The organism is Kiritimatiella glycovorans, assembly GCF_001017655.1.
GTDB lineage: Bacteria > Verrucomicrobiota > Kiritimatiellia > Kiritimatiellales > Kiritimatiellaceae > Kiritimatiella > Kiritimatiella glycovorans.
The window spans coordinates 2,083,548-2,108,113 of sequence record NZ_CP010904.1 but is presented as its reverse complement, the minus strand read 5'-3'; the positions used below and the strand labels follow the sequence as shown (position 1 = coordinate 2,108,113).

14 protein-coding genes are annotated in these 24,566 nt (G+C 64.7%); 11 read left to right on the top strand and 3 right to left on the bottom strand.

The features are described from left to right. Positions 1–4 precede the first annotated feature (4 nt). A complete protein-coding gene (gene ppk1, locus L21SP4_RS08885) occupies positions 5–2,128 on the top strand; it encodes a polyphosphate kinase 1 (RefSeq protein ID WP_052882320.1) in 2,124 nt (707 codons plus the stop codon). A 32-nt stretch (positions 2,129–2,160) separates the two neighbouring features. Here the strand turns inward: ppk1 and L21SP4_RS08880 are convergent, their stop codons facing one another. From L21SP4_RS08880 to L21SP4_RS08860, 3 genes are all read right to left on the bottom strand, one after another. Further along, positions 2,161–5,247, bottom strand: coding sequence for a discoidin domain-containing protein (locus L21SP4_RS08880; protein WP_052882319.1), 3,087 nt, complete (start codon positions 5,245–5,247; stop codon positions 2,161–2,163). A 743-nt stretch (positions 5,248–5,990) separates the two neighbouring features. Next, a complete protein-coding gene (locus L21SP4_RS08875; protein ID WP_052882318.1) occupies positions 5,991–7,526 on the bottom strand; it encodes a YifB family Mg chelatase-like AAA ATPase in 1,536 nt (511 codons plus the stop codon). Between the two features lie 1,119 nt (positions 7,527–8,645). Beyond that, positions 8,646–10,349, bottom strand: coding sequence for a hypothetical protein (locus L21SP4_RS08860; RefSeq protein ID WP_052882315.1), 1,704 nt, complete (start codon positions 10,347–10,349; stop codon positions 8,646–8,648). 95 nt (positions 10,350–10,444) lie between these two features. Here L21SP4_RS08860 and metG point away from each other — a divergent pair, with 95 nt between their 5' ends. The 10 genes from metG to L21SP4_RS08810 all read left to right on the top strand — a co-directional run bounded on the left by metG (position 10,445) and on the right by L21SP4_RS08810 (position 24,566). Next, positions 10,445–12,379 (top strand): methionine--tRNA ligase, encoded by a 1,935-nt coding sequence (gene metG, locus L21SP4_RS08855; protein ID WP_052882314.1) that lies wholly within the window; start codon positions 10,445–10,447, stop codon positions 12,377–12,379. Positions 12,380–12,399: 20 nt separating this feature from the next. Then, positions 12,400–13,101, top strand: a complete 702-nt coding sequence (locus tag L21SP4_RS08850; protein WP_052882313.1) for a DUF6250 domain-containing protein — start codon at positions 12,400–12,402, stop codon at positions 13,099–13,101. Positions 13,102–13,772: 671 nt separating this feature from the next. After that, complete coding sequence (locus L21SP4_RS08845) at positions 13,773–15,380, top strand: hypothetical protein (protein WP_160300770.1); 1,608 nt, start codon at positions 13,773–13,775, stop codon at positions 15,378–15,380. Positions 15,381–15,430: 50 nt separating this feature from the next. After that, the gene (locus tag L21SP4_RS08840) at positions 15,431–16,660 is read left to right on the top strand and encodes an ATP-binding protein (protein ID WP_052882311.1); all 1,230 of its coding nucleotides are present in this window, start codon (positions 15,431–15,433) and stop codon (positions 16,658–16,660) included. A 26-nt stretch (positions 16,661–16,686) separates the two neighbouring features. Beyond that, a complete protein-coding gene (locus L21SP4_RS08835) occupies positions 16,687–17,958 on the top strand; it encodes a polysaccharide biosynthesis protein (RefSeq protein WP_052882310.1) in 1,272 nt (423 codons plus the stop codon). 18 nt (positions 17,959–17,976) lie between these two features. After that, positions 17,977–18,744 (top strand): dolichyl-phosphate beta-glucosyltransferase, encoded by a 768-nt coding sequence (locus L21SP4_RS08830; protein ID WP_052882309.1) that lies wholly within the window; start codon positions 17,977–17,979, stop codon positions 18,742–18,744. Further along, positions 18,741–19,670, top strand: a complete 930-nt coding sequence (locus L21SP4_RS08825) for a sulfotransferase family protein (RefSeq protein WP_052882308.1) — start codon at positions 18,741–18,743, stop codon at positions 19,668–19,670. The genes L21SP4_RS08830 and L21SP4_RS08825 overlap by 4 nt, the downstream gene beginning before the upstream one ends. Continuing rightward, positions 19,667–20,935 (top strand): oligosaccharide flippase family protein, encoded by a 1,269-nt coding sequence (locus tag L21SP4_RS08820; RefSeq protein WP_052882307.1) that lies wholly within the window; start codon positions 19,667–19,669, stop codon positions 20,933–20,935. The genes L21SP4_RS08825 and L21SP4_RS08820 overlap by 4 nt, the downstream gene beginning before the upstream one ends. Then, positions 20,932–22,026 carry a glycosyltransferase family 4 protein gene (locus L21SP4_RS08815; protein ID WP_052882306.1) on the top strand — a complete coding sequence of 365 codons (1,095 nt, stop codon included), beginning with the start codon at positions 20,932–20,934 and terminating at the stop codon, positions 22,024–22,026. The genes L21SP4_RS08820 and L21SP4_RS08815 overlap by 4 nt, the downstream gene beginning before the upstream one ends. Then, on the top strand, positions 22,023–24,566 hold the full coding sequence (locus L21SP4_RS08810) for a YfhO family protein (RefSeq protein WP_144413809.1): 2,544 nt from the start codon (positions 22,023–22,025) through the stop codon (positions 24,564–24,566). The genes L21SP4_RS08815 and L21SP4_RS08810 overlap by 4 nt, the downstream gene beginning before the upstream one ends.

The following is a 24,566-nucleotide window of genomic DNA, read 5'->3' as shown; positions in this document are numbered from 1 at the left end:
TACCATGGCGCCCGATCGTTCGCATTTCATCAATCGGGAGTTGAGCTGGCTCGATTTCAACGACCGCGTCCTCGCCGAGGCCCGCGACCCCGGGACGCCGCTGCTCGAACGGCTCCGGTTCCTGTCCATCACCGCCTCGAACCTCGACGAGTTTTTCATGGTCCGCGTGGGCGGACTGCAGCTCCAGCGCCGGGAGGGCAAGCGCAAAAAAGACCCCTCGGGGCTGACGCCCGCCGGCCAGCTCAAGGCGATACTCAAGCGGGTGCGGTCGATGGTCGAAACCCAGTACGCATGCTATCGCGAGGACCTCGAACCCGCGCTGGCGCGCGCGGGCATACGCCGCGCGCGTCCGGAGGAAGTGGAAAGCGAGCCGCGCCGCTTTCTCCGCTCCGCCTTCGAGGAACAGCTCTTCCCGCTGATCACGCCGATGTCGATCGAAGCCGAGGGGCCGATGCCGCTGATCCATAACCTGGAACTGCATATGGCCGTCCTGCTCTCGGGCGGAGAAGACGGCGGCACGGAACTGGCGGTGATGCCCCTGGGAAGGGCCACCCACCGCTTCTTTTCGCTGCCGTCCCGCGATGAACTCTACCACTACATGACGCTCGAGGATGTCGTGCGCATGCACGCGGCCGAGTGGTTTCCCGGCCGGCCGGTGCAGGAGGCCGCGGCGTTCCGGGTCACGCGCAACGCGGACCTGGCGGTCCAGGAGGACGAGGCGCCGGACCTGTTGAGCGGCATGGAGGAGGTGCTGGAGGCGCGCAAACAGAGCGGTCCGGTGCGGCTGGAGATCGAAGGCGCGGCTTCCCATGAACTCCGGTCCCGCCTGCAGGATCGGCTCGGACTGAAGCGCCCCGAAGTGTTTCCCGTCCACGGTCCCCTGAACCTGAACGATTTCGGCGCATTGGCCGATATGGAGGGCTTCGACGAACACAAGTTCGAGCCCTGGCCGCCGCAGCCTTCGCCGGAAGTGGATCCCGGCAGGCCCATGTTCGACCAGATCTCGGAGCGGTCCCTGCTGCTGTATCATCCGTACGAATCCTTCGACCCCGTGGTCCGTTTTATCGAGGAGGCGGCCGCCGACCCGGACGTGCTGGCCATCAAGCAGGTCCTCTACCGCACCAGCAGGAACAGCCCGGTCGTCGAGGCCCTCAAACGCGCGGCGGAGTCGAATAAATACGTGACGGCCGTGGTCGAACTGCGCGCGCGGTTCGACGAGGCCCGCAACATCGAGTGGGCACGCCAGCTCGAACAGTCGGGCGTCCAGGTGATCTACGGCGTGCGCGGACTCAAGACGCACGCGAAAGTCTGTATCGTCATGCGCCGCGAGCCGGACGGAATCGTCCGCTATGTCCACTACGGGACCGGAAACTTCAACGAAGTGACCGCCCGGGTCTACGGCGATCTGAGCTACATGACGTCCGATCCGAACCTGGGCGCGGACGCGTCATCGTTCTTCAACGCCGTCTGCGGCTATTCGCAGCCCCGGCATTTCAACGGCCTGCTGATGGCGCCGATCCATATGCGCGACGGCCTCGTCGCGCTGATCGAGCAGGAGATCGAGCGCAGCCGGCAGGGACAGAAGGCGGCGATCGACGCCAAGATGAATTCGCTCGTCGATCCCGGCATGATCGGGAAACTGTACGAGGCGTCAAAGGCGGGCGTCCGCATCCGGCTGAACGTGCGCGGGATCTGCTGCCTGCGACCCGGCGTGAAAGGGTTGAGCGAGAACATTACCGTGCTGAGCATCATCGACCGCTTCCTGGAACATGCGCGGGTCTTTCGCTTCCGCCACGGCGGCGAACACCTCACGTATATCGGCAGCGCCGACTGGATGCCGCGCAACCTCGACCGGCGGGTCGAGGTGCTGGTGCCGGTCGACGATGCCCCCTCCCGGAAACGGCTGCGAAAGATCCTCGATGTCCACTTCAGCGATTCGGAAAAGAGCTGGACGCTGGGACCCGACGGGAACTGGAGCCGTACGAAGGCGGCGAAACGCAAAAAAGTGCGCAGCCAGGCCGAACTCCACCGGCGGGCATGCGAGGCCTTCCGCACCGCCCGGCAGGCGAACCGCACCGTCCTTCAGCCGCACCTTCCGCAGGAGGGCGATCGCGGGATGAACCGGTAGACCGCGGGTGCTTTGGACGCTGCGCTATCCTGTCATTCGCGTTCCGGACTGCAGGTCAGCGCGTGCAGGAGGACGGCTCCGTCCAGGGGATCGACCCGCAGCCGCAACTTCGACGGGTGGTCCAGGCGTACGGGGAGATCGGCCGCCGTCACGGTACGGCTCCCGTCCGCGGGGCGGTCCAGACGGACTTCACGGGCCGGCCCGATATTTTCGCCCGCATCCGCCACGGAATCGGGAAGCCGGGTCACTTCGCGCCACTGCTCGCCGTCATCGGAAACCTTCAGGGTATAACGGTAATTGCGCGATTCGCCCTTGTACCAGGCGATCTTCACGCTCTCGAGCGGTTCGCCGGGATCGAGGGGAACCTGGATCCACTGTTCCCCCTGCGCGGCCCAGCGGGTCGTCGGGTCGTGGTCGAGAACCGCTTCCGGCGGGTATCCGGGCGTATGCGTGCTGGCCGCTGCGCCGCCCGGGGCCGCGCGGTCGATGGCGTCGGACCGGATTTCATAGATGCTGTTCCAGTTGTCCGCCTCGTAACTATGGCATTCGACCCTCAGCAGCCGGGCCCGGACCGGCTCGATCCGCACCGTATCCACGTGGGGGGCGGAGACGAGGGCGTTGATCCCGAGCCTGCACCGCGCCGAACCGTCGGCGGCACTCAGCCAGGCCCGCACCCGGTACGCGCCCGGGGCGAGTTCCTCGAACAGTGCGACCATCGGTGAGACGGCCAGTGCGGCGGATTCGTCGATGCAGATTCCGCTGCGCAGGATCGCCGCGTCCGGCGCCGCGTCGGCTGCGGCGGGATCCAGGCGTGTGCCGGAGGCGAGGGTCATCACGGGATGGGAGACCTCCCGTTCCCCGCGTACGGACCAGTACCGTCCGCCGGTGTCGATATGATAGGTGTAGCTCCCCGGATCCATGGCCAGGTCTTCGTGCCGGGTGGGGCCGTAATGGATGCGTACCGTCTCCATCCCGGCGGCCTGCCGCGCCGCGATGAAATCCGTCATCCAGCGCGTACCGAGAGACGGCACCAGGGCCTTTTCGCCGCGGTCCGCTTTCCCGATTTGGGACAGCTCGGCGTAGCGTTCGATCGTGCGGGCCGGGTCCGCCCGGCGCAGGAGGGCGCGGGCGCGGGAATAGTCGCCCCCTCGGATCGCGCCGTAGGCGGGACGGTACGCGAGCGCCTGGTTTTCGCAGAATCCGATGATCACCTGCTCCAGGGTCTTGAAATAGTCGAGTCGTTCTTTTTGACGCGGATTCATGTCGGACGTATCGACGGAGCGCAGCCGTTCCAGGCGTTCACGGCATGCGCGGATTTTGGCTTCGGGCTCGCGGATCCGGTTCTGGCTCAGCAGAAAGAAGTGGTCCCGGGTTACCCGTCCGAGCGAGGGCGCATCGTGAATCCAGCGCAGCAGGTATTCGCCGAGGTTTTCCTCGTGCGACGGACCGAAAAAATGGCGCGCCATGACCCGGCAGGTGTGCGCGAGGGGCTCGCTCCGGCGCAGGCTCCAGACCTGGTTGATCTGGTTTTTGAAATAGAGATCCATCGGGCGGTTCATCCAGTGCAGGACGGCGAATCCGTCCGCCTCCAGGTCGGAGAGCGGCTGGAGCAGATCGTCATGCGGAAGAAACGGACGTCCGATATAGCCCTGGCCGTCATGGTGCGCCCAGATGATCGGGATGATCCGTCCGCGTGCCTGCATGAGATCGGCCCGGGAATCGTCCCGGTCGAAAAATGATTTATTCCCGGGGGTGTTCGTACAATCCAGCGGCATCAGGTCGACCTCTTCCGGAAAGAACTCCACCACCGCGGGCATCCATTTCGTGTGCCAGCTCCCGTAGCCCAGGCGGATGTCTTCGCGGCCCATCTCGTCGAGGGCCCTGCGGAAGGCGGCGCAGACCTTGCTCAGCGCGAAGGCGCCGATCGACTGCTCCAGCCCGGCGGCGTCGGGATGTTCGCGCACGTGCTCGCGGTACTCGGCCCGCCAGGGTTCGGGCAGCTGGTCGACCTTCTTCAACAGGCCCCAGTGCGCGCCATTGGGGCGCTGATAAAGCGCGATGCGGTCGATCTGGGGATACAGCTCCAGCAGACCGCGCACCTGCGCCCGGTAGAATTCGTACCCTCCCGGGGTGTCCGGCCGCGGCAGCCAGATATGACCGTTCCTGAAGCGCTCGTCGGCGTCCAGGGCCGTGATCATCTCCTGCGGCAGTACGGAACCGGTGTCGACATCCAGCGCGAAGGTGACCCGCATCTGCCGCCGTTCGGCTTCGGTGAAGACCGTCTGCATGAGTCGTTGCTTGGCCTCGATCCGGCGTTCCCCGGAAACGAGCGCGGTCTCGCTGCCGAATTCGGCGCGGTCGAAGATAGGCCCCCCCGGCAGGCGGCGGATATCGTTGACGTGCTGATTGCTCCATTCGCGGCCCCGGCGGGTCGTGACCGTATAGCCGACTTCCTTTTCCATGCCGCGGAAGGTGTAGGTGAACATCGGGTTGTTGCCGTAGGCGTGGACCATAATCGCATTGTAGCCCATCTTCTGCGACTGCTCGATCCACTCGAGCCAGTGCTCTTCATCCCACCCCGAACAGCCCGAGAGAAAGTTGTGCCAGTTAAACACGATCCGTTCGCGCACCAGCGGGTGGTCTTCCATGTCCCAGCCTTCGAATGTGAAGACCTCGCGCGGAGCGGGCATCGTGGTTTCAGTGATGTAATGTCCGCAGCCGAGCGCCTCGGTCAGGCGGTAGGCGCCGTGGAGCACGGCGCGCCCGGTCTTTCCGGCGATCAGACCGGCCTGCCGCCCGCCGCGGCTCGCGTGGCGGATCACAAAGTCCTCCTCACCCTCCAGGGTTCCGGTTCCGACCCAGTCGCGCACGGTCGGCAGCGAATCCGGGGTTCCGACGAAAATGAGCGCCCCGGCACCGGCGTCCGCGCTCGATACGGTGAAGTTCGCGGACGGGTACAGGGCGGTCAGGGTCTGCTCGAGATGCGCGGCGGCGATCTGCTCGGCGGGGGAGGGGTGGTCCGCGAGGACGATCGCGACCGTCTGATCCGGTGCGTCGGTTGTCCGGGCTTGCGGGGCGGCCGGGGTTTCCGCCCGCCCCGCCGCGACGGCCGCAGTCATCAGTAAGGCGATAAGAGCTGGTGTACCCGTGCGCATTATCCCTGTCCTCCTCAGCGGGGCGTCCCGCTTTATGACGCATCCCAACCTCTCCGTTACCACGAAGTCGAGCACGCATAATGTCCCCGGTGTCCTGTCCGCATATTATCCAATATCAGGTTTGATAAAATATACAAACGCGCCAGTTCGCGACGGGTAAAGAGGGTTCTTCGCAGATTTTTTGTGGTGGAGCCGTTCGGGAAGAGGCGGGATGGGAGACGACAAACGTTCGTAGTAGCGCCGCACGCGCCCGAAGGGCCAAGGCGCGTGATATCGTTCGTAGTAGCGCCGCACGCCTGCCCCCCGGCAGGCCAGGCGCGTGAAAGATAACGGCCCTGGTCCCGCTTCGCAGGCCTGCGGGCCTACTACGAACGTAAGAGAGAACGCACCATTTCTTTGCCTGTGCTCTTCTCATCCATCTTTGCGATCTCTGCGCCTTGGCGAGAGTCATTTCTTGTGTTTTCGACCACGGATTACGGATGCGAATGGGAACTCGAAATCGGGGTTCAGAGAGAACATGATTCGTACTCGTACTCGTACGCGTACTCGGAGCGCCGAAGGCGCGATCCCACTCCCCCGATTCAGGGAATTCTAGTACGAGTACCGCTTCGCTGAGTACGAGTACGTTGTGACGCGAGCGGATTTCTAATCCAGCAGTAGTTTTTCCTTCTTGCTCAAGTTTCAGGTTTCAGCCTTCTCACTCACACCTACAGCCCGTACTGCCGGTCCAGGCTGCGGTACTGGATGGCTTCGGAGATGTGCTCCGGTTTCAGGTCCTCGCAGCCCTCGAGATCGGCGATGGTGCGTGCGACCTTGAGAATGCGGTCGTGCGCCCGCGCGCTCAGGTGCTGCTCGTCCATCGCCATCCGCAGCAGCGCCGCGGCGCCGTCGTCGGGCCGGCAGCTCCGGCGCACCAGCCGGGCGGGCATGGCGGCATTGCAGCGTACGGGGGGCGACGCCGCGAAGCGGCGCTGCTGCCGCTGCCGCGCCGCCACAACGCGCCGGCGTACGGCGGAGGAAGATTCGCCGTTCTGTGACGACTGCAATTCGCGCGCGGAGACGGCGGGGACTTCGACGTGCAGATCGATGCGGTCGAGAAGCGGTCCCGAGAGGCGGTCGCGGTAGCGCCGGATCTGGCGCGGCGTGCAGCGGCACGCGCGGCGCGGGTCGCCGTAGTACCCGCAGGGACAGGGGTTCATCGAGGCGACCAGGATAAACCGGCTGGGAAACGTCACGGTCGCCGCGGCGCGTGCGATGGTGACTTCGCCGTCTTCGAGCGGCTGACGCAGCACCTCGAGCACGGCGCGCTGGAACTCGGGCAGCTCGTCGAGGAAGAGCACGCCGTGATGCGCCAGGCTGACCTCGCCCGGCGCGGGATGCGTGCCGCCGCCGAGCAGACCCGCGTCGGAGATGGTGTGGTGCGGCGAGCGGAAGGGACGCCGCCTCAGCAGCGGACTCGAACGGGGGAGTGTGCCGGCGATGCTGTGGATCTTGGTCGCTTCGAGCGCCTCGTCCAGGGTCATCTCCGGCAGAATCGAGGGGATGCGCCTCGCAAGCATCGTCTTGCCGGTGCCCGGCGGCCCGATTACCAGCAGATTGTGTCCGCCCGCCACGGCCACCTCGACCGCCCGCCGCGCCGATTCCTGCCCGCGCACCTCGCCGAGATCCTCGTCGTAGGCCGTGCCCTCTTCAAACGCGCGTTCCGGCACCCGCCGCCGCTCAATCGCGATCCGGCCGTCGATGAAATCCGCGGCCTCGCGCAGCGTCCGTACGGGATAGACCTCGAGATCCTCCACGACCGCCGCTTCATCGGCGTTGTCGGCGGGCAGGAGCAGCGCGCGATGCCCCCGCTCCCGCGCGCCCAGCGCCAGCGGAAGAGCGCCGCGTATCGCGCGCACCTCTCCGCTCAGGGCCAGTTCGCCCGCAATGCACAGGGTGTCCAGCCGGCCGGCGGCGAGATCGCCCTTGGCCGCGAGCACGCCGAGCGCGATCGGAAGATCGAAAGCCGGACCCTCCTTTTTCATGTCCGCCGGGGCCAGATTGATGATCGTCCTGCCGCGGTGCGGCATGAATCCCGACTCGATCAGCGCGGACCAGACGCGGTCCGTGCTCTCCCGCACCGCGGTGTCGGGGAGCCCCACGATGACGACTCTGACCTCTTCGCCGTAAGCGGTGTTGACCTCGATCTCGACGGGGACCGCGTCGACGCCATACAGGGTGCCGGAATGAAGGTTGGCGAGCATGAGAGAGGAATGGGAAAGGTTCGCGAACCATACGTCCCCCGCGTGCGTCCCGCAAGTTAGAGTGTCGTTAATAGACCTCGTGTTCGCGCAAACGCCCACAGATCGGGGGGAGTGGCTGCGTGAATATCGCTGTCGCGGGGAGAGAATGGGATTCACCATGAAGGGCATGAAGAGCATGAAGGAGCGTGAGGAAGAGTTCGTAGTAGCGCCGTAAGGCCCGAAGGGCCAGGGCGCGTGAAGATAACGGCCCTGGCCCTGCTTCGCAGGCCTGCGGACCTACTACAAACTTTTCCCGCTGCGCGGACCTGCGGGTCTGCTGCGAACGTAAGAGAGCGCGTACGATCTCTTTGCCTGTGCTCTTTTCATTCATCTTTGCGGTCCCGGCGCCTTTGCGAGAGACCTTGCTTGTGTTTTCGACCACGGATTACCGATGACACGGATGAAATCTCGAAATCCGAATCGAAGTCGAAATCGGGGTTCACAGAGAAGAGGCTCTTGCAAAACCCCTCGCGTCGCCCGCCTGCGGCGGTCGCCACGAGGGGTTTTGTAAGTGAACATGGCGCGCCCGCGCACATTTCGGTGCGTTCGGAAGTGTGAGGGGCCGAACAGGGCTTTTTTCGAGCGCACTCCGTCTATCCCGGCTTTCGCGACCGGGCTTTTCGATGCCCTGCAGCACGCGAAGGAGCTTCCCGAGCATTCTGAACCTCTGCTCGGCGGCGATGACGAGCAGGCCGAAGGCCAGGTGGGCCGCCACCTTGACCGGGGCCGCGCACTCGAACGTGCCGCCCTCCGTGTTTCTCGTGCAGATGGCTGTTGACCCGTTCGACTGCGCTGCGCTCGTTCTAGCGCAGCGCTTTCGCCGGGGAGAACTCGATCTTCTCGCCCCGGCGGCGGCTATAGGATCTCCCCGGCCCACATCATCCGGAACGACGTCGCCCCGGAACGCGTAGAAACGTTCATCGACCTGTGCCGGAAACACGGGGATTACGCGGGACGCTGAATACGGGTCAACGGCGCCGCGGGTCTCGTGTCACGATTTCGACGAGTCCTGCTGCCCTGTCGCGCGGCAGGACGTCTCCGCGGTGAGGACTCCCCGCCTTCCCGCATCGTCCGAACCCGTTACCGAAACACCGAGTACAGCCCCATCGCTTCGCGTCGCATGAATTTCGGGACGAGCCGCGCGACGAGCGGGTAGAGCAGGAGCAGCACGCGCAGGGTGAACAAGCGGTCGAGGCGGCGGTACCCGCTGCGGCGGCGCAGCATGATTTTCAGGATCGCCTTCATTCGCGACCGTTTGAGCGCGAACCGTGAGAAGTCGGTGTGCACCTTGTACCGCGGTTTCGGCCAGCGTCGTTTGTAGTCCTTCTTGAGCTGCTCGATGCGGTCCCGGATTTCCGCGGTGAACGGGCGGAAGTAGTACTCGCGGGCGGCGGCGATGATCCGGAACGTATCGTACTGGAAGCGGAGGTCGTCGGACGGAAGCCCGAGCTGTTCCGCGAGTTCGATCATTCTCTCGATTTTTTCCAGCGCGATATAGCCCTGGCGCACTTTTTCCTCCCCGCGCCGGACGAAGCATCGCATCAGCTTGCGCACCGGGTGGTTGATCAGGATGCGGTCCCAGTATACGGCGAACAGCGGCGGCACGCGCAGCCGGCGGAAGAAGATATTCCGCGTCGCGAAGTCGTCGATGTAGAGCAGATCGCGGATGACTTCGTCGGAGAGCTGAAGCAGCTCGCGGAACGGTCCCCAGTGCACGTCGCCGAACCGCTGCTTGTAGAAGAGCTGGACGGCGCGGTCGGCGGAGATGTTGTCGCGGAAGATGCGCAGCGCCGTGTTCGCATTGACCTCCGCCCAGAGCGCCGAGTCGTCCAGGTAGGTCAGCCGCCTGAAGCCGCTCCACCCTCCCGTCTGGCACCAGACGGAGAGGCCTTCCACGTTCACGGCGCCGACCAGTTCCGAGGCGTAGCGCTCGTAGTCCCAGCCGGTAAAGGAGGGGTATTCGCCGAATCCCTCGTATTCCCGCCGCGCCTGCAGCTCGACGATTTTGCGGTGGTTGCTGTGGAAGAAGAGCGGGTTCAAAGGAAGGAAGCGGAAGAAATCGGACTCTCCATACTTCATCGAGATGATCAGTCTCCCGCTGTCCAGGCCGGCGAAGACGCGATCGAAAGTGTCGGGGTTCCAGATCAGGTCGCCGATGAAGTGCGCGCCGACGGTCCACGTCCGGACGATCATCCAGCGCTCGTTGCGCTCGAATACCGGCAGCATGCGCTTCAGGAATCGCCGCGCCTGACCGGGAGTGCGCAGGGCGAGCCGACTGCGGAACTCGTGCCGGACCTCGTCCGCGTCCGCCTCGCCGAGCCGGAAGATCATGCCGGCGACTTCGGGAAACTCGCGCAGGACCGCGTCGCAGGCCCGGCCGAGAAACGCCGCGGCGCGACGCGGACCGCGTCCGGGCCGGGGTTTGTACCCGGGCGGCTCGAAGACCACGTCGGTCGTAATCAGCACGCGCAGTTCGTGGGACGCGGCGATCCGGAACAGGCGGCGGTAAAACGCACGCCAGCCCGCGAGCCTGCGTCGCAGCGCGGGCGGGTAGCCGGGGAGGTCGGCCAGGTGCGCGAGGTCGTCGAGCGTGACGGTATTGAATCCCTCCTCCGCCACGCGGCGCGCAAAGGTGCGGAAGGCGGCCTCGACCGCGGCCAGCCGGCGGGGATCGGGCAGCCCGCTGTGTTCGAGGATTTCGAAGGGCGCCTTCGACCAGTTGATGCGTTTCCGCCGGTCGCAGGTGAAAAAGGGCCCGATGCCGTCGATGATGGTCCAGTTCATACGGGGGCTCACCGTAAAGGATTTTGATTTAATTGTCCCCCGATAATTAGTACATCTGCCCGCTCGGGAGCGGAGCACAGAAAAAGGACGAATGGATGACCGAGCCCTTACATTATTACGTCACGACGCCGATTTATTACGTCAACGACCGGCCGCACATCGGCCATGCGTATACGACGATCCTCGCCGACGTGCTGGCGAACTATCACCGCCTGCTCGGGGTCCCGACCTGGTTCCTGACGGGCACGGACGAGCACGGGCAGAAGGTGCAGCAGGCGGCGGAGAAAAAGGGCATTACGCCGCAGCAGCAGTGCGACGATACGGTCGTCCGCTTCAGGGAACTGTGGGAGCGGCTGGAGATCACGCACGATGACTTCATCCGCACCACGGAGGAGCGCCATACGACGATCGTGCAGGCCGTGCTGCAGGATCTCTACGACCGCGGCGAGATCTACCGCGCGGAGTACGAGGGCTGGTATTGCGTCGGCTGCGAGCGGTTCTACACCGAAAAGGACCTCGTCGAAGGACGCTGCCCGGAATGCGACCGTGCGGTCGACCCGATTCGCGAGTCGAACTACTTCTTCCGGATGAGCCGCTACCGGGACTGGCTGATCGAATACATCCAAAGCCACCCCGGCTTCATCCGCCCCGACTTCCGCGCCAACGAGACGCTCGGGTTCCTCAAACAGCCGCTGCAGGATCTGTGTATCTCGCGGCCGAAGACCCGGCTCACCTGGGGCATCGAGCTTCCGTTCGACCGCGATTTCGTCACGTATGTGTGGTTTGACGCCCTGCTCAATTACGTCACCGCCGTCGGGTACGGGAGCGACGACGAACGGTTCCGCCGCTGGTGGCCGGCCTCCTGCCACCTGATCGGCAAGGACATCCTCACCACGCACACCGTGTACTGGCCTACCATGCTCAAGGCGATGGGGCTGCCGATGCCGGAGAGCATCTTCGCCCACGGATGGTGGCTCACGGGCCGGACGAAGATGAGCAAGTCGCTGGGGAATGTCGTCAACCCGATGGAGATGATCGAACGCTACGGCGTCGACCCGTTCCGCTATTTTCTGATCGCCGAAATGAAACTCGGTCAGGACGCCTCGTTCACGGAGGAGGCCTTTATCACGCGCTACAACAGCGATCTCGCCAACGACCTCGGCAACCTGCTCAGCCGGGTGCTGAATATGCTCCACCGTTACTGCGGAGGGACGATCCCCGCGGTCGACGCGGAGGCGCTGGAGGGAGATGAGGAGCAGGAGGTGTGGGCCTTGACGCAGAAGGCGGTGGACGCCATGGAAGCCGCCGTCCCGGCGATGGAACTCGATTCGGGACTCGCCTCCGTCATGGAGGCGGTGCGGGGAGTGAACCGCTATCTCGAACGCAAGTCGCCCTGGACGCGCTGGAAGGAGGGCGCGCAGGAGGACGTGGCCCTGACGCTGTACGCGGCGGCCGAGTCGCTGCGCGTGGCCGCGGCGCTGCTGTACCCCGTAATGCCCGCGAAAATGCTCGATCTGCGCGCCGCGCTGGGGATGGAGCGCCGCGCGCCGGAGGTCAGACACCTGCGCAACCGCCGCGAACTCGAGCCGGGCAGCGCCGTGGAACGCAGGGCCGTACTCTTTCCGCGCGCCGAAATGGCGGAAGAGACCGGGGCCGCTGCCGGGAAACCGGCCGCGCCGCCGGAGAAGAAGGAAGGGATATCCATGGAGACGATTACGATCGACGATTTCGCGAAGGTGCAGCTCAAGACCGCGCGGATTGAATCCGCCGAGCGGATCGAAGGCACGGACAAGCTGATGAAGCTGCAGGTCGACCTCGGCGATGAACCGCGCCAGCTGGTGGCGGGGATTGCAGCGCAGTATGCTCCCGAGGATCTGCCGGGGAAAACCGTGGTGGTGGTCGCCAATCTGAAGCCGGCCAGGCTGCGCGGGGTGGAATCTCAGGGGATGGTCCTGGCCGCCAGCAAGGGAGACCGATTATGCCTGCTCTCGCCCGAATCGGATCTGGGCCCGGGGGCCGACGTGCGCTGAGAACCGGGGCGGCGGTCCTGATGCTTCTCGTGTCGCCGTTCTTCCTGTCGGGGTGTGCGATGCTGGACCGATCCCCGCAGCGCATCGACGGGGCACGCCTGCTCTACCGTGAGTCCTTCGAACGGGCGCGGGCCCGCTGGCGCTGGACGGTGGGGCCGGGGGGCGAGGTCGGATACGACCGGGAGGCGGGCTGCCTGGATGTCCTTGCTCCGGAAGGGGCGACGGTCTGGTTCGAAACGGAACTGGTCGCGCCGCTTCGAATCGAGTTCGAGGTGGAGGTGCTTGACCTCGAAGGGGAGGGCCGCACCGATCTCTCGTTCTTTGCGCCGGCCCGGGATCCGGCGTCGCCGAACGATCCCCCCTTCGCGCCGCGCGATCCCCGCGCACTGGAGCACTTCGGTGATCTGCGCTCCTACTTTCTGGGATACGGCATGGCGGACAACAAGGTGACCCGTTTCGCCCGGCTGGCGGGAGGAGATCGCACCGCCGATGTGCTGGGGCAAAAGAGACACGAGCTGTACCTGCTCGAGCCCGGCCCGCGCTACCGCTTCGCCCTCGTGATCCATCCGCCGCGCGTCGCGGTGTACCGGAATCGCACGCTCCTGTTCGAGGATGTCGATCCCGAGGCGCTGAGCCGGGGCTGGTTCGGCATCCATTTCGGGGGGATGCACGCGCGCCTCAACGATGTCCAGATCTACCGCCTCCCGCCCCTGAAGAAATGATGGGGTGAGGCGGCGGGCATCATGTGCCGGAACCGGATGTGCGTCGTCGATATGCCCGGACGTTGCCGAACCTGCTGGCACTGTACCGACCCCTCGCCGACACCCTGCATTGCTTCGACAATTCCGGCGTGGAGCCCGAACTGGTTTTCAAGGATGAGGCCGAAGAGACGACCGTATGTAACCAAACCATGGTGAGCGGCGGCAAGTCCGCTCGCGTCACATCCAGCGATTCTCATTATGGCTTCACCCTTTTCGGTCGGGGTGGCACCCGACCCTCCCAGTGCCCGAAAATGCGTCGGATATCGACTCGGGAGGGACGGCTGCCACGCCGTCCGCGGTCGGAATGCGGCCATAATGAGAAGTGCTGCGTCACATCGTACTCCTACTCGTACTCGAATTCCTTGAATCGGGGGATGGAATCACGCCTTCGGCGGTCCGAGTACGCGTACGAGTACGAGTAAGAGTACGAATTATGTTCACCCCCCCCACCTCAACCAATCTTCATGCTCTTCATGTCCTTCATGATGAATCCCATGCTCTCTCCCCCTGCGATCTCCCGCATCCCACCTTTCCCGGGAACCTTTCCATAAAAATCCACGAATAACCGAATTTAAACGCCTTGTCGCGCGCGGGGGCTTCTGTCATCGTCGAGCCCGGCGATGCGTACCCTGATGTTCATTCTGATCCTGTCGACCGCGGGCGCGGCGGTTCTGCTCTGCGGGGCGAATCTGTGGCTGGGCGATCTGAACCAGGACGAGGGCTGGTATCTCCTTGCGGCGCGTTCGGTGGCGGAGGGGCGGATCCCGTACGCGGATTTCGCGTTTACGCAGGGACCGGTCCTGCCGTTTGTGTACGCCGTGTTCGCCCCGCTCGTCCGCGCGTGGGGCGTGGCGGGCGGACGGCTGATCACGGCGTGTTTCGGCGCGGCGGCGGCACTGCTGGCGGCGTGGACGGCGTTCCGCTCGGTGCGCGAACGCACGGCGGGCGGAAAGGACTATGCGGCGGTCGCGGCCTGCGCGACGCTGGCGCTGATTCTGCTCAATTGCTACCAGAGCTATTTCACGACCGTGGTCAAAACCTACGGGCTGGCCGCGACATGGATCGCCGCGGGATTCCTCGCCCTCACGTTCCGGCGCAGCCTCCGGTTCGGCGGTATGGCGTGTTTCTGGTCGGGGTTCTTTTTCGCGCTCGCCGCCGGTACGCGCCTGTCCGCAGGGATCCTGCTCCCGGTCGTCGGCGTCTGGCTCATCTCCCGGAGCGGCGAGGCGGAAGCGAACCGCGAGCGGTTCAACAGCCGGGGGCAGTACCTCGGACGGCAACTCAACTGGGTCTGCTTCGGGATCGGCGGGGCATTCGTGCTCGCGCTGTGGATGCTTCCTTTCCTCCTGATCGCACCGGAAGAGTTCCGGTTCGGGATGCTGGGCTATCATTCGGGCCGTGAACCCGGGGGCCTGATGGAGGCCCTGGTCCTGAAGGCGGGGTTCGTCTCCCGTTTCGTACAGGCGTATTACCTGTGGGCCGTCCTGACGCTGGCGTCGATGCTGCTGCGGTTCAGACGCGACCGGGAGCGAAGCGGGACGTCGGCTCCGGCCTGTTCGCCGGGCGTGCTCTGGGCGGGCGGGGCGGCGGTGACGCTGGTGCACCTGATCGCGCCGTTTCCGTACGACGACTATCAGGCGATCATCTACCCGGTGCTCGCGGTCGCGCTGGTGGTCGCGCTGGTGCCGCTCATCCCGCGCCGCCTCCTTCCGGGATTGGCCGTGCTGGTGGTGCTCGCTTCGCTGGCGGGCGCGGGTTCGTCGCCGATCAATCAGCAGTGGTTCGTGCGCGGACGCGACCGGATCTGGTGGAAGTTCAAGGAGCGGCCGGACCTGGTCAAACTGCGCGACGCGGGCGCGTTCATCCGCGCACGCACCCCGGCCGGCTCGATCCTGCTCACGCAGGACGCCTATCTCGCCGTCGAAGCCGACCGCCGCGTGCCGCGTGAAATGGAAATGGGGCCGTTCAGTTACTATCCCGACATGGAACGCGAAAGGGCGGAGCGGCTTCACCTGCTCAACCGTGCCATGCTCACCGAACGGCTCCGCACCGCCGACGCCCCCATGGCCGCGTTCAGCGGGTACGGGCTGACCATCGCCTGTCCCGAAATACAGCCGCTGCCCGCAGAGGAGACGGAGCGATTCTATGAGCTGGTGCGGGAACGCTTCCGTCCGGTGCGCGAGATCGAGCATTTCGGGCAGGGGCATACGCTTCTGAGAATCTACACATCAATATATTGACATATTTAATAGGTCACCTTAGATTTTACAGTAAATATTAAGGTGATGTTATGAAATGGCGGATTCTGGAAGCGGGGATTAACCGGCTGAGGGAGGAGCCTTACGTGCTCATTCTCTTCGGCGCCAGACAGGTAGGCAAATCCACGCTTTTGCGCTCGGCGTTTTCCGATGCCGATCTCTGGATCGATCTTTCAAGCCCTGCGGAGCGATCGGCGTATCTGGCATCTCCCGAAAAATTCGAGCAGGAATGCAGGGCCCTGGGCGGCGGGAAGCGGACGACGGTGGTCGTCGATGAGGCCCAGAGTGTACCGGAGATATTCAACGCGGTGCAGCATCTGTATGATGAGGACGCTTCGCGGTGGAAGTTTGTGCTCTGCGGAAGTTCGGCCCGCAGACTTCGCAAAACCGGCGCCAATCTTCTCCCGGGGCGCGCGATCTATCGGCGGCTCGTGCCGCTCACCACGCTGGAACGTCCGTTTCCCGAGGGGTCGGGCGGGGAGACCGTGCCGTTTGAAACGGAACGGGATTCATCGAATCCTCGTTTCGATCCCGTATCGCTGGAAGACCGGCTCCTTTTCGGGGATCTGCCGGGGATTGCCGAGGCGGCCCGCGAGATGAAGGGCGAACTTCTCCGGAGTTACACGCAGATATACCTGGAGGAGGAGATTCGGCGCGAGATGCTGGTGAGGGATTGGGGCGCCTTTGTCCGGTTCCTCGAGCTGTCCGCTTCAGAATCGGGTTCGATCGTCAACATGTCGAGCCTCTCCCGTCAGATCGGTGTGGCCCTCCCGACGATCCGGTCCTATTACGAACTTCTCGAGGACATGTTCATCGCGTTCCGGATACCGGCTTTTTCGAGCAGCCGACGCAAGGGTCTGTGTTCGACCCCGCGGATGTGTTTCATGGACACCGGGGTACGCAATGCCGCCGCCCGCCTCGATTTTTCCGAGTCGACGATTCGCCATGACGCGGGGGCGATTTTCGAGCAGTGGGTGGGGCAGGAGTTGATCAAGAGGCTTCACTATCTCGGCCGGGGCAGGCTTTTTCACCTGCGGACGCGGAGTGGAACGGAAATTGATTATATCGTGGAACTGGACGGCGAACAGATGCCGGTCGAAGTGAAGTGGACGGACAGGCCTTCGGGTAAGGATGTGCGCCATCTGCGGACCTTTCTCGCGACCGCCGGACCGCAGGCCCGCAGGGGGTTTGTCGTGTGCCGTTGTCGGAGGCGGATGCAGCTCGGCGAAAACATCCAGGCGATACCCTATTGGGAACTCTGATGAACGAACGGAAGGCGCGTGGAACTATGAGAAGCCGTCTCCGCCGCGTGCGGGACCGGTGGGACGGCGATCACCTGCTCTATCACAGCCTGATCCTGATGGGGGTCGGGCACGCGGGCAGTGTGGCGAATCTCCTCTTTCACCTGCTCATGGGCCGGACCTGTTCGCGGGCGGAGTACGGGGTCCTGGCGGCGATGCTCAGCGCGTTTCTCGTCTTTTCCGTCCCGCTGATGGCGCTGCAGAGCACGCTGGCCCACTTCTGCGGCCGGCTGGAGAAGGAGGGCCGCGAGCACGAGATACGTCGCCTGCTGCAGAGCTGGCTGAAACGGGTTTTACTCGTGGCCGGCCCCCTCCTCCTGTTGCTGCTCCTGGCGGGCGGGCCGATCCGGCGGGCGCTGTATCTCGATTCGGCCCTGCCGGTGGCGCTGCTGGCGGCGGTGCTTTTCGTCGCGGCGTTTCGTCCGGTGCTCAGCGGGGTGCTGCAGGGTCTGCAGCATTTCTTCTGGATGAGCGTGACGGTGAACGCCTGGACCTTCCTCCGCCTCCTGTTCGGGGGGATCGCGGTGGGGCTGGGTTTTGCGACGGCGGCCGGCGGGTTGACGGCGCACCTGCTGGGGATGGTCGCGTGCATCGCGATCGGCGGCGCGGTACTGGCGCGCCGGCTGCCCGCGCCCGCCGGCGACCCCGGCAAGCCGGTCGCGACGAACCGTTATTTCCTGCTCTCGCTCGCGGCGCTTTTCGGCTACGCGCTGCTGATGAACGGCGATAACGTGCTGGTCAAACTGTTCTTCCCGGCGGAGATCGATTTCGGCGACTACGCCCGCGCCTCGGCCGTGGCGCGGATCATCGTCTTTCTATGCCAGCCGGTCGGGTTCGCGCTGTTCCCGAAGGTGATCTCGACCGGCGCGAGTGCGGCGGCCGACCGCAAGACCCTGTTCAAGGCCCTGGCGCTGACCGGATTGCTGATCGCGGGCGTCGTGGCGGCGGTGACGCTGTTCCCCGCCGTACCGCTCCGCATCCTGTTCGGGGTGATCGACCCCGCTCCGGGGCTCGTGCAGCTCCTCCGGGGTGTCTGCGTGGCCATGGCGCCGCTGGGATTGATTTTCGTTTTACTCAATTATGAACTCGCCCAGCATCGTTTCGCGTGCATTCTGTGGGTGGGAGGCGCCGCCGCGGTATTTATTGCCGGGGTCGCACTCTTCCACGAGACGACCGGCCAGGTGGCCATGGCGCTGGCCGCGTCGACCTACGGTGCGCTGGCGGGACTGGTCATGCTGCTGACGCGGCGGGAAGCATAGATCGTATATGGATCGAGGATGAAACTCTCCATCATCATACCGGCGTTCAATGAGGAGTGCAGGCTCGGGCCGGCGCTGGAGCGGTATGCCTCGTACTTCTCGCCGCGGTACGGCGATGATGTCGAACTGATCGTGTGCGTCAACGGCTCGACCGACCGCACGGCGGAGGTGGCGCGCGAAGCGGGAAAGCAGTATCCGCAGATAAAAATTCTGATCGAACCCGGCCGGGTAGGGAAGGGCGGGGCGGTGATGATGGGATTCCGCGAGGCGCGCGGGGAACTCGTGGGGTTTGTGGACGCCGACGGCGCGACGCCGCCGGAGGCCTTTCAGGATCTGGTCGACCGGATCGGCGACGCGGACGCGATCATCGCTTCCCGCTGGCTTCCGGCTTCGCGCGTCGAGCCGAAACAGCCCCTTTCGCGCCGCGCCGCGTCGCGCGTGTTCAATGGGCTGGTACGGCTCCTGTTCGGACTCGCGCTCCACGATACCCAGTGCGGGGCCAAACTGTTTCGCGGGGCGACACTGCAGCGGGTGCTTCCGAAGCTCGGCACGACCAACTGGGCCTTCGACGTCGATCTGCTCTACCAGGTACGGCGCGCCGGCGGGACGATCCGCGAGATCCCCACCACCTGGAGCGACGCCGCGGGGTCGAAGCTGCGGATGGGCAAGGCGAGTACGGAGATGGCCGTGGCGCTGGTGCGGTTGAGGCTGGTGTATTCGCCCTTTCGTTTTCTCGTCCCGGTGCTGGGCCGCGCGGTGAGCCGGGTCATGAGGTGGGGGTCATGAACGCCGGGAGCCCTTCATCGCCTGCTTTTATCGTGCCGGGCGGAGAGAAGTGCGGAACGACCTCGCTCTATCGCTATCTTCGTGCCCATCCCGGATGTTACGTGCCCACCAAGGACACCTATCTGTTCAACCGGGATGCCGTGCGGAGGCTGCCCGGATTCCGGGGGCGGATCTATACCGAAGCGGAATACAGGGCGCTGTTCGGAAGGGTCTCCGGTGAACGTGCGCCCGTGTCCGGCGAGGTGGCGAGCAGTTATCTTTACACGCACCGCGAGTCCGCGCCGACGATCCGTGACCTGGTGGGCGACGTGCGGATCCTGATTCTGCTCAGGAATCCGGTGGACCGGGCGTATTCCAATTACATGCATTATGTGCGCGATATGAACGAACTGCGCACGTTCGAGGATGCGGTCGAGCAGGAACTCAGCGGAGGCGCCGACGCGATTCCCTGGAACCGGCATTACATCGCGATGGGGTATTACGCGGATCCGGTGCGAACCTATCTGGAGCATTTTTCCCGGGTGAGGGTGGAACTGTTCGAGGACATGATACAACGTTTCGACCCTTGGATAGCCGGCGTCTACGAATGGCTCGGTCTCGATTCCGCTTTCCGCCCTCCCGATGTCGCGGCACTGAACCGTTCCGGGGTTCCCGTAAATCGATGGATCCAGAAAGTTTTTTTCAAGCCGTCGCCATGGAAACTGAAGCTGAAAGATCTCATAATCCGGGCGGGTTTGCCGGAGGACACCGTCTCCGGGTGTATAGAGCGGTTGCGGAGCCGTAATCTTCGCCCCGTGCGTATGTCGGAGGCGATGCGTCGGCGGCTCTGCCGCGTGTATCGGGAGGACGTCGGGGTGCTGGAGCATTTGACGGGGCGCGACTTATCGCACTGGCTCGAAGCGGATCAGCGGAAGGCCACGGAATGATCGGGTTTGTGAAGAATCTGCGCGACCGGTATCGGTTTGCATGGGACAGCGGGCTGCTGATCGGTACCGGAGCCGTGACGGGTTTTTTCTATCTGCTCGTGCACGTGGTGCTGGGCCGAATGATGCCGGGGGTGGACTACGCAGCCGTCGTCGCGTTGCTCGGCCTGCTCAGTGTGCTGGGGCTGCCCGCGGCCGCGATGCAGATTACGATCGCGCGCTACATCGCCGAGCACGCGCACCAGAACGCGGTTCAGGTATGGGTTACCATTTTCAAGCGCGCCATGCGGCGGGTCAGCTTCTGGGCGTGCGGAGGGCTCGCGGCCTGGATCCTGTTCTCACCCTGGTTGCGACGGCTTTTCGAGGCGCCGAGCATCTGGTCGATCATCCTGCTCGGAACTATCGCAGTGCTGATGCTCTACCGGCCGATCATCGGCGGCGCCCTCCAGGGTTCCCGGAATTTCGGCTGGCTGGCCGCCTCCAATTTCAGCAGCGGTTTTTTCAGACTGCTGCTCTGCGCGCTGATCGTCTGGTGGGGAGGGAGCGTCGACGGGGTTATGACCGGCGTCCTTCTCGCGACCTTCCTGAGTCTCGCCATCGGTAATATTCCCTTCCGTCGCGTGGTCAGGGAAACAACCGCCATACCCGATTACGACACAGGCCCGATCTACCGATACCTCTGGCCGGTACTGCTGGGGCAGGGCGCCGTCTTTCTCCTGATGCACGGCGATATCATGATGTCGAAGCGGTTTCTGGAGGGGGAGGCGCTGGCGGTGTACGGCAAGGCGGCCACCCTTTCACGAACCGTGCTCTTCCTCGCCCAGCCCGTGGCGCTGGCCATGTTCCCCCGTGCGGTGACCTCTGCGCGGCGGGCCATCTTCTTTGCGCCTTTTCTGTTCGCGCTCCTGAGTTCACTCGCGGCCGCCGTGCTGATCGCGCTTGTCCCCGCCGTTCCCATGCGCCTGATGTACGGCATCGACGGCGGCGCCTATCTCGACTGCGCCCGCCTCTACGTCTGGGCTGCGCTTCCCATCAGCTTGGTCGGTATCGTGTCCAAGTACCTCTGGGCGCGTCATCTGACCGGCCGCACGCTCGGCCTGCTTCCGCTCGTGACGGGTTATCTGATGGCCCTTTTCGCTTTCCATGAGACTCCTCGTCAGATGATCGCCTGTGTGGCGGCAGGGGGGTGGCTGTCGATCGCCTTCCTTATGATCTCGATGTTCGGCGGACGCGGAAAGCGCATACTGCAGAAGGAAGCACGATCGTGAAGATCGCCGTCCTCAACTGGCGGTGTTTCCGGCATCCCCAGGCCGGGGGGTCGGAGGTGTATCTCCACGAACAGGCGAAACGCTGGGCGGCGCAGGGGCATAGCGTCGACTGGCTGGCCGCGCGGGTCCGGGGCGCGCCGGCGGAGGAGGTGCACGACGGGATCAGCTTCCGCCGCGTCGGGGGCAAATACACCATCTACATGAAAGCGCAGGCCGCCCTCCGGCGGCTGCGTCCGCGCCCCGAGGTGGTCATCGATGTGGAAAACGGCATCCCATTCTTCTCCCCCCTGTACGTCTCATGCCCCGTAGTCCTGCTCGTTCACCACGTCCACACCGAGGTCTGGCGGCGTGAACTGACGCCCCCGCTTGCCCTGCTGGGAAGATTTCTCGAAAGCCGTGTCATGCCCAAGGTATATCGCGGCCGCCCGATCGTTACGGTGTCGCCGAGTTCCGCTGAAATGATACGCGGGTTGTTCGGCGCGCAGACGGCGGTAGAGGTGATCTATAACGCCTTTTCCGGCGACCTGACGCCCGGAGATAAGGCGCAGCGGCCGGAGATCGTCTACCTCGGACGGCTCAAACGCTATAAGTCCGTGGACGTGCTGCTCGACGCGGTCCGCCTACTGCATGCCCCTGAGGTGCTCTTCAGACTGATCGGTCACGGCGATGACGAACCCCGCCTGCGGGGGATCTGCCGCGAGTACGGGATCAGCGACCGCGTCCGGTTCGAGGGCCGGGTGAGCGAGGAGGATAAACGCCGGTTTCTTCAGCGGGCGTGGATCGCGGTCAACCCCAGTATGATGGAGGGATGGAGTATCACGAACCTCGAGGCGAATGCCTGCGGAACCCCGGTGCTCGGGTCGGACGTCCCCGGCATCCGCGATTCCATCCGGCCCGGGGTGAACGGGGACGTGTTTCCCTACGGGGCGGCGGACGTGCTGGCGGATAAGATACGGGGGCTGTTGGATGATCCGGACCGCCGCGCGGCTTGGTCCGAATCTTCCCTGGCGTGGGCGGCGGAATTCTCCTGGGACCGCTCGGCCGACAAATGGTTGTCGCTGCTGCAGAAGGTGTGTAGAAAGGAGCCATGATGCGAAACCTGTCACGTGAAACCCTGCTGGTGTCGTTGCTTTTTCTCTTGCTCGCGTCGGTCTTCTTTCTCCCCGCCCTGGTTCCGGAATTCCGCCCCGTACTCGGGGTCGACGGAAATTTCTCCATCCGGAGCGTACGCGACGGATGGATCGATGACGGGTTCGAGGGCTGGTGGACGCCCTACTGGCTCGGCGGATCGGGGGTGTTCGGCGTCCAGACGTGGACCCTCGCGTCCCGGCTGCTCGATCCGGGGGGGATGCTGTACGGGCTGTGCATCGCCTCCTGGGCGACGGCCATGCTCTTCACGTATCTGCTGCTCCGCGAATACCGGCTCGAACGCGGCCCCGCGGTCATCGGGGCCGCGGCCTTCGGGTTCACGCCGCATTTCGTCACGCTGATCTACCCGGTTCACCTCACGGTGCTGAGCGCCCCCGCCTTCATTGCCGCGCTGTTCTACTTCATCACACGCTGGACGGAGCGGGGGCGGGGGGTACTGGACCGCGCGGCCTCGGCGCTGGCCGGCGGCTGTGCCTGGGGGATGCTGATGAACGAAGACCCGCAGCGGGGTCTCTATTTCTCCTTCGCGGCGGCGGCCTACCTGCTCTTCCGGGCGTGGAGCGACTGCCCCGACGGAATAAACTTCCCGTCGCGGTTGCGGGCGGCTTTCGGGGCGGGTTTCTGGCTGCGTGCGGGACTGGCCGCCGGTGTGATGCTTTCGGTGTTCTCTTTCGAGCTGCAGCGTCAGGCGGGCGGAAAGAATATGGCCGGCGGCGTCACGACCGCCGGAACTCGGACGGAGGAGGCGAAGTGGCAGTTCTCGACGAGCTGGTCCCACCATCCGGCGGAGTGGATTGATCTGTTCGTCCCCGGCTACCACGGGGAACTCAGCGGCGATCCCGCGCGCCCCTATCACGGAACCAAGCCGGTCTCGCACAACAGCGACGCCGCGGGATTCACGGTCTGCTTCTGGGCGGCCGTGGCGATCCTCACAGGCGTGAGGCGGGATTCGAGGGTGCGCTTCTTCGCCGTGCTGTCCCTGCTTGCACTGCTGCTCGCGTGCGGACGCTTCTGGCCGGGTCGCCCGCTGTTTCAGCTCTGGTTTCAGCTGCCCCTCATGGACCGCTTTCGCGCCCCGGTCAAATTCATGAGTGTGGCGACCTTTTCGCTGTCGCTCCTGGCGGGGTTCGGTGTTCAGTACTTTAGCGAGGCCTTTCGCCGGGACCGTACGCGGTTTCTCGCTCTTCTGCGCAATGGTCTCGTCGCAATTGCGGTCGCGGGTTTCGTAGGGCTGCTCGGCACCTATGCCTTCCAGCCCGACCTCGCGCAGGGGTTCGGCGCGCAGCTAGGGTCCGCGGAGGCGGGGGCGGCCGCGGCGAAGGCCCGAACCGCGTCGCTGTTACGCATGGTCGTGTGGGCGGTCCTGGTGCTGGGGGCGGTCTGGATGACGATCCGCTTTCGCGATAGGAAATGGGCTCGGTCCGCGGGGGTCGCCCTGATCGGAGTGGTGCTGGTGATCGAGCTGTTTGCCGTGGACGGGTTTTACCTGCGGCGGGCACTGTTCAAGCCCGACGACTTCTATGCGCAGGGTACGGTGCTGCGCTTTTTGAATACGCAGAAGGAAGAACAGGCGCCGTTCCGCGTCGCGGCTTCGCTGAAGGTGTTTCACGGCGGTCAGGCCATTCCGCTTCCCCTGACGCCCTATCGAGGCCGCTACGTTACCTATCATTTCCCTTATTACGGGATTGAAACGATGGAGAATACCCCGCAGTCACGTGTGGCTGCCGAGTATCGCTCCTTTTTCCGCGCGGTCCTCCCTGGCGCTCCGCAAAAAGGGGGCCGTGAGATGTTCCGCGAACTGCTCGAGCGCAATATCCGGTTCTGGCAGTTGTGCAATGTAAAGTACGTGGTGACGGACGGATACCTCTACGGCCTCTCCCGGCAACCGGTGCGTCTGGAACCGCTGCTGAATGAAAATCCGGCGCTGGAAAAGGTGGCGGAGGGTGAAGATCTCGGAGGCCGCGGTCATTACGTATACCGGGTGCAGGGCGCGCTGCCGCGCTTTGCGGTATTTGAAAACGTAAGGGTGCAGCCGGGACCCGAGGAGGTGCTGAGCCGCCTTGCCGATGAGGCCCGGCATCCCGCCCGGACGGTGCTGACGGAAACGCCGCTGACCTCGGCCGGTGCCGTAAACGGCACCGCGGAACCGCGGGCGGGCAGGGTGATCGAATCCCGGAGAGGATACGCCCGGGTAAGGGTGGACGCAGACCGGCCCTCACTGTTGCTGCATAATGCGCGATACAGCCCCGACTGGCGGGTGCATATTGACGGGGTGAGAGCAGGGGCTGTCCGCGCCAACTACCTGATGCGCGGCGTTCTGCTCCCCGAGGGCCGGCATGAGGTGGAATTCCGGTTCGCCCCGCGCCCGGCGTTCAGAGGCCTGGCTTCGGGAGCCGTGTTCGTCAGCCTCGCGGCGGCCATCCTGCTGGGGGGCGCCGGCGGGTGGCTGGATTCTCGGAATCGGAAAAATCGCTCCGGGTGA

What these genes read in the sequence shown, in the direction of transcription:
- ppk1 (WP_052882320.1), top strand. Translation starts at nt 5, where the DNA reads ATGGCGCCCGATCGTTCGCATTTCATCAATCGGGAGTTGAGCTGGCTC.
- L21SP4_RS08880 (WP_052882319.1), bottom strand. Translation starts at nt 5,247, where the DNA reads ATGACTGCGGCCGTCGCGGCGGGGCGGGCGGAAACCCCGGCCGCCCCG.
- L21SP4_RS08875 (WP_052882318.1), bottom strand. Translation starts at nt 7,526, where the DNA reads ATGCTCGCCAACCTTCATTCCGGCACCCTGTATGGCGTCGACGCGGTC.
- L21SP4_RS08860 (WP_052882315.1), bottom strand. Translation starts at nt 10,349, where the DNA reads ATGAACTGGACCATCATCGACGGCATCGGGCCCTTTTTCACCTGCGAC.
- metG (WP_052882314.1), top strand. Translation starts at nt 10,445, where the DNA reads ATGACCGAGCCCTTACATTATTACGTCACGACGCCGATTTATTACGTC.
- L21SP4_RS08850 (WP_052882313.1), top strand. Translation starts at nt 12,400, where the DNA reads ATGCTTCTCGTGTCGCCGTTCTTCCTGTCGGGGTGTGCGATGCTGGAC.
- L21SP4_RS08845 (WP_160300770.1), top strand. Translation starts at nt 13,773, where the DNA reads ATGTTCATTCTGATCCTGTCGACCGCGGGCGCGGCGGTTCTGCTCTGC.
- L21SP4_RS08840 (WP_052882311.1), top strand. Translation starts at nt 15,431, where the DNA reads ATGAAATGGCGGATTCTGGAAGCGGGGATTAACCGGCTGAGGGAGGAG.
- L21SP4_RS08835 (WP_052882310.1), top strand. Translation starts at nt 16,687, where the DNA reads ATGAGAAGCCGTCTCCGCCGCGTGCGGGACCGGTGGGACGGCGATCAC.
- L21SP4_RS08830 (WP_052882309.1), top strand. Translation starts at nt 17,977, where the DNA reads ATGAAACTCTCCATCATCATACCGGCGTTCAATGAGGAGTGCAGGCTC.
- L21SP4_RS08825 (WP_052882308.1), top strand. Translation starts at nt 18,741, where the DNA reads ATGAACGCCGGGAGCCCTTCATCGCCTGCTTTTATCGTGCCGGGCGGA.
- L21SP4_RS08820 (WP_052882307.1), top strand. Translation starts at nt 19,667, where the DNA reads ATGATCGGGTTTGTGAAGAATCTGCGCGACCGGTATCGGTTTGCATGG.
- L21SP4_RS08810 (WP_144413809.1), top strand. Translation starts at nt 22,023, where the DNA reads ATGATGCGAAACCTGTCACGTGAAACCCTGCTGGTGTCGTTGCTTTTT.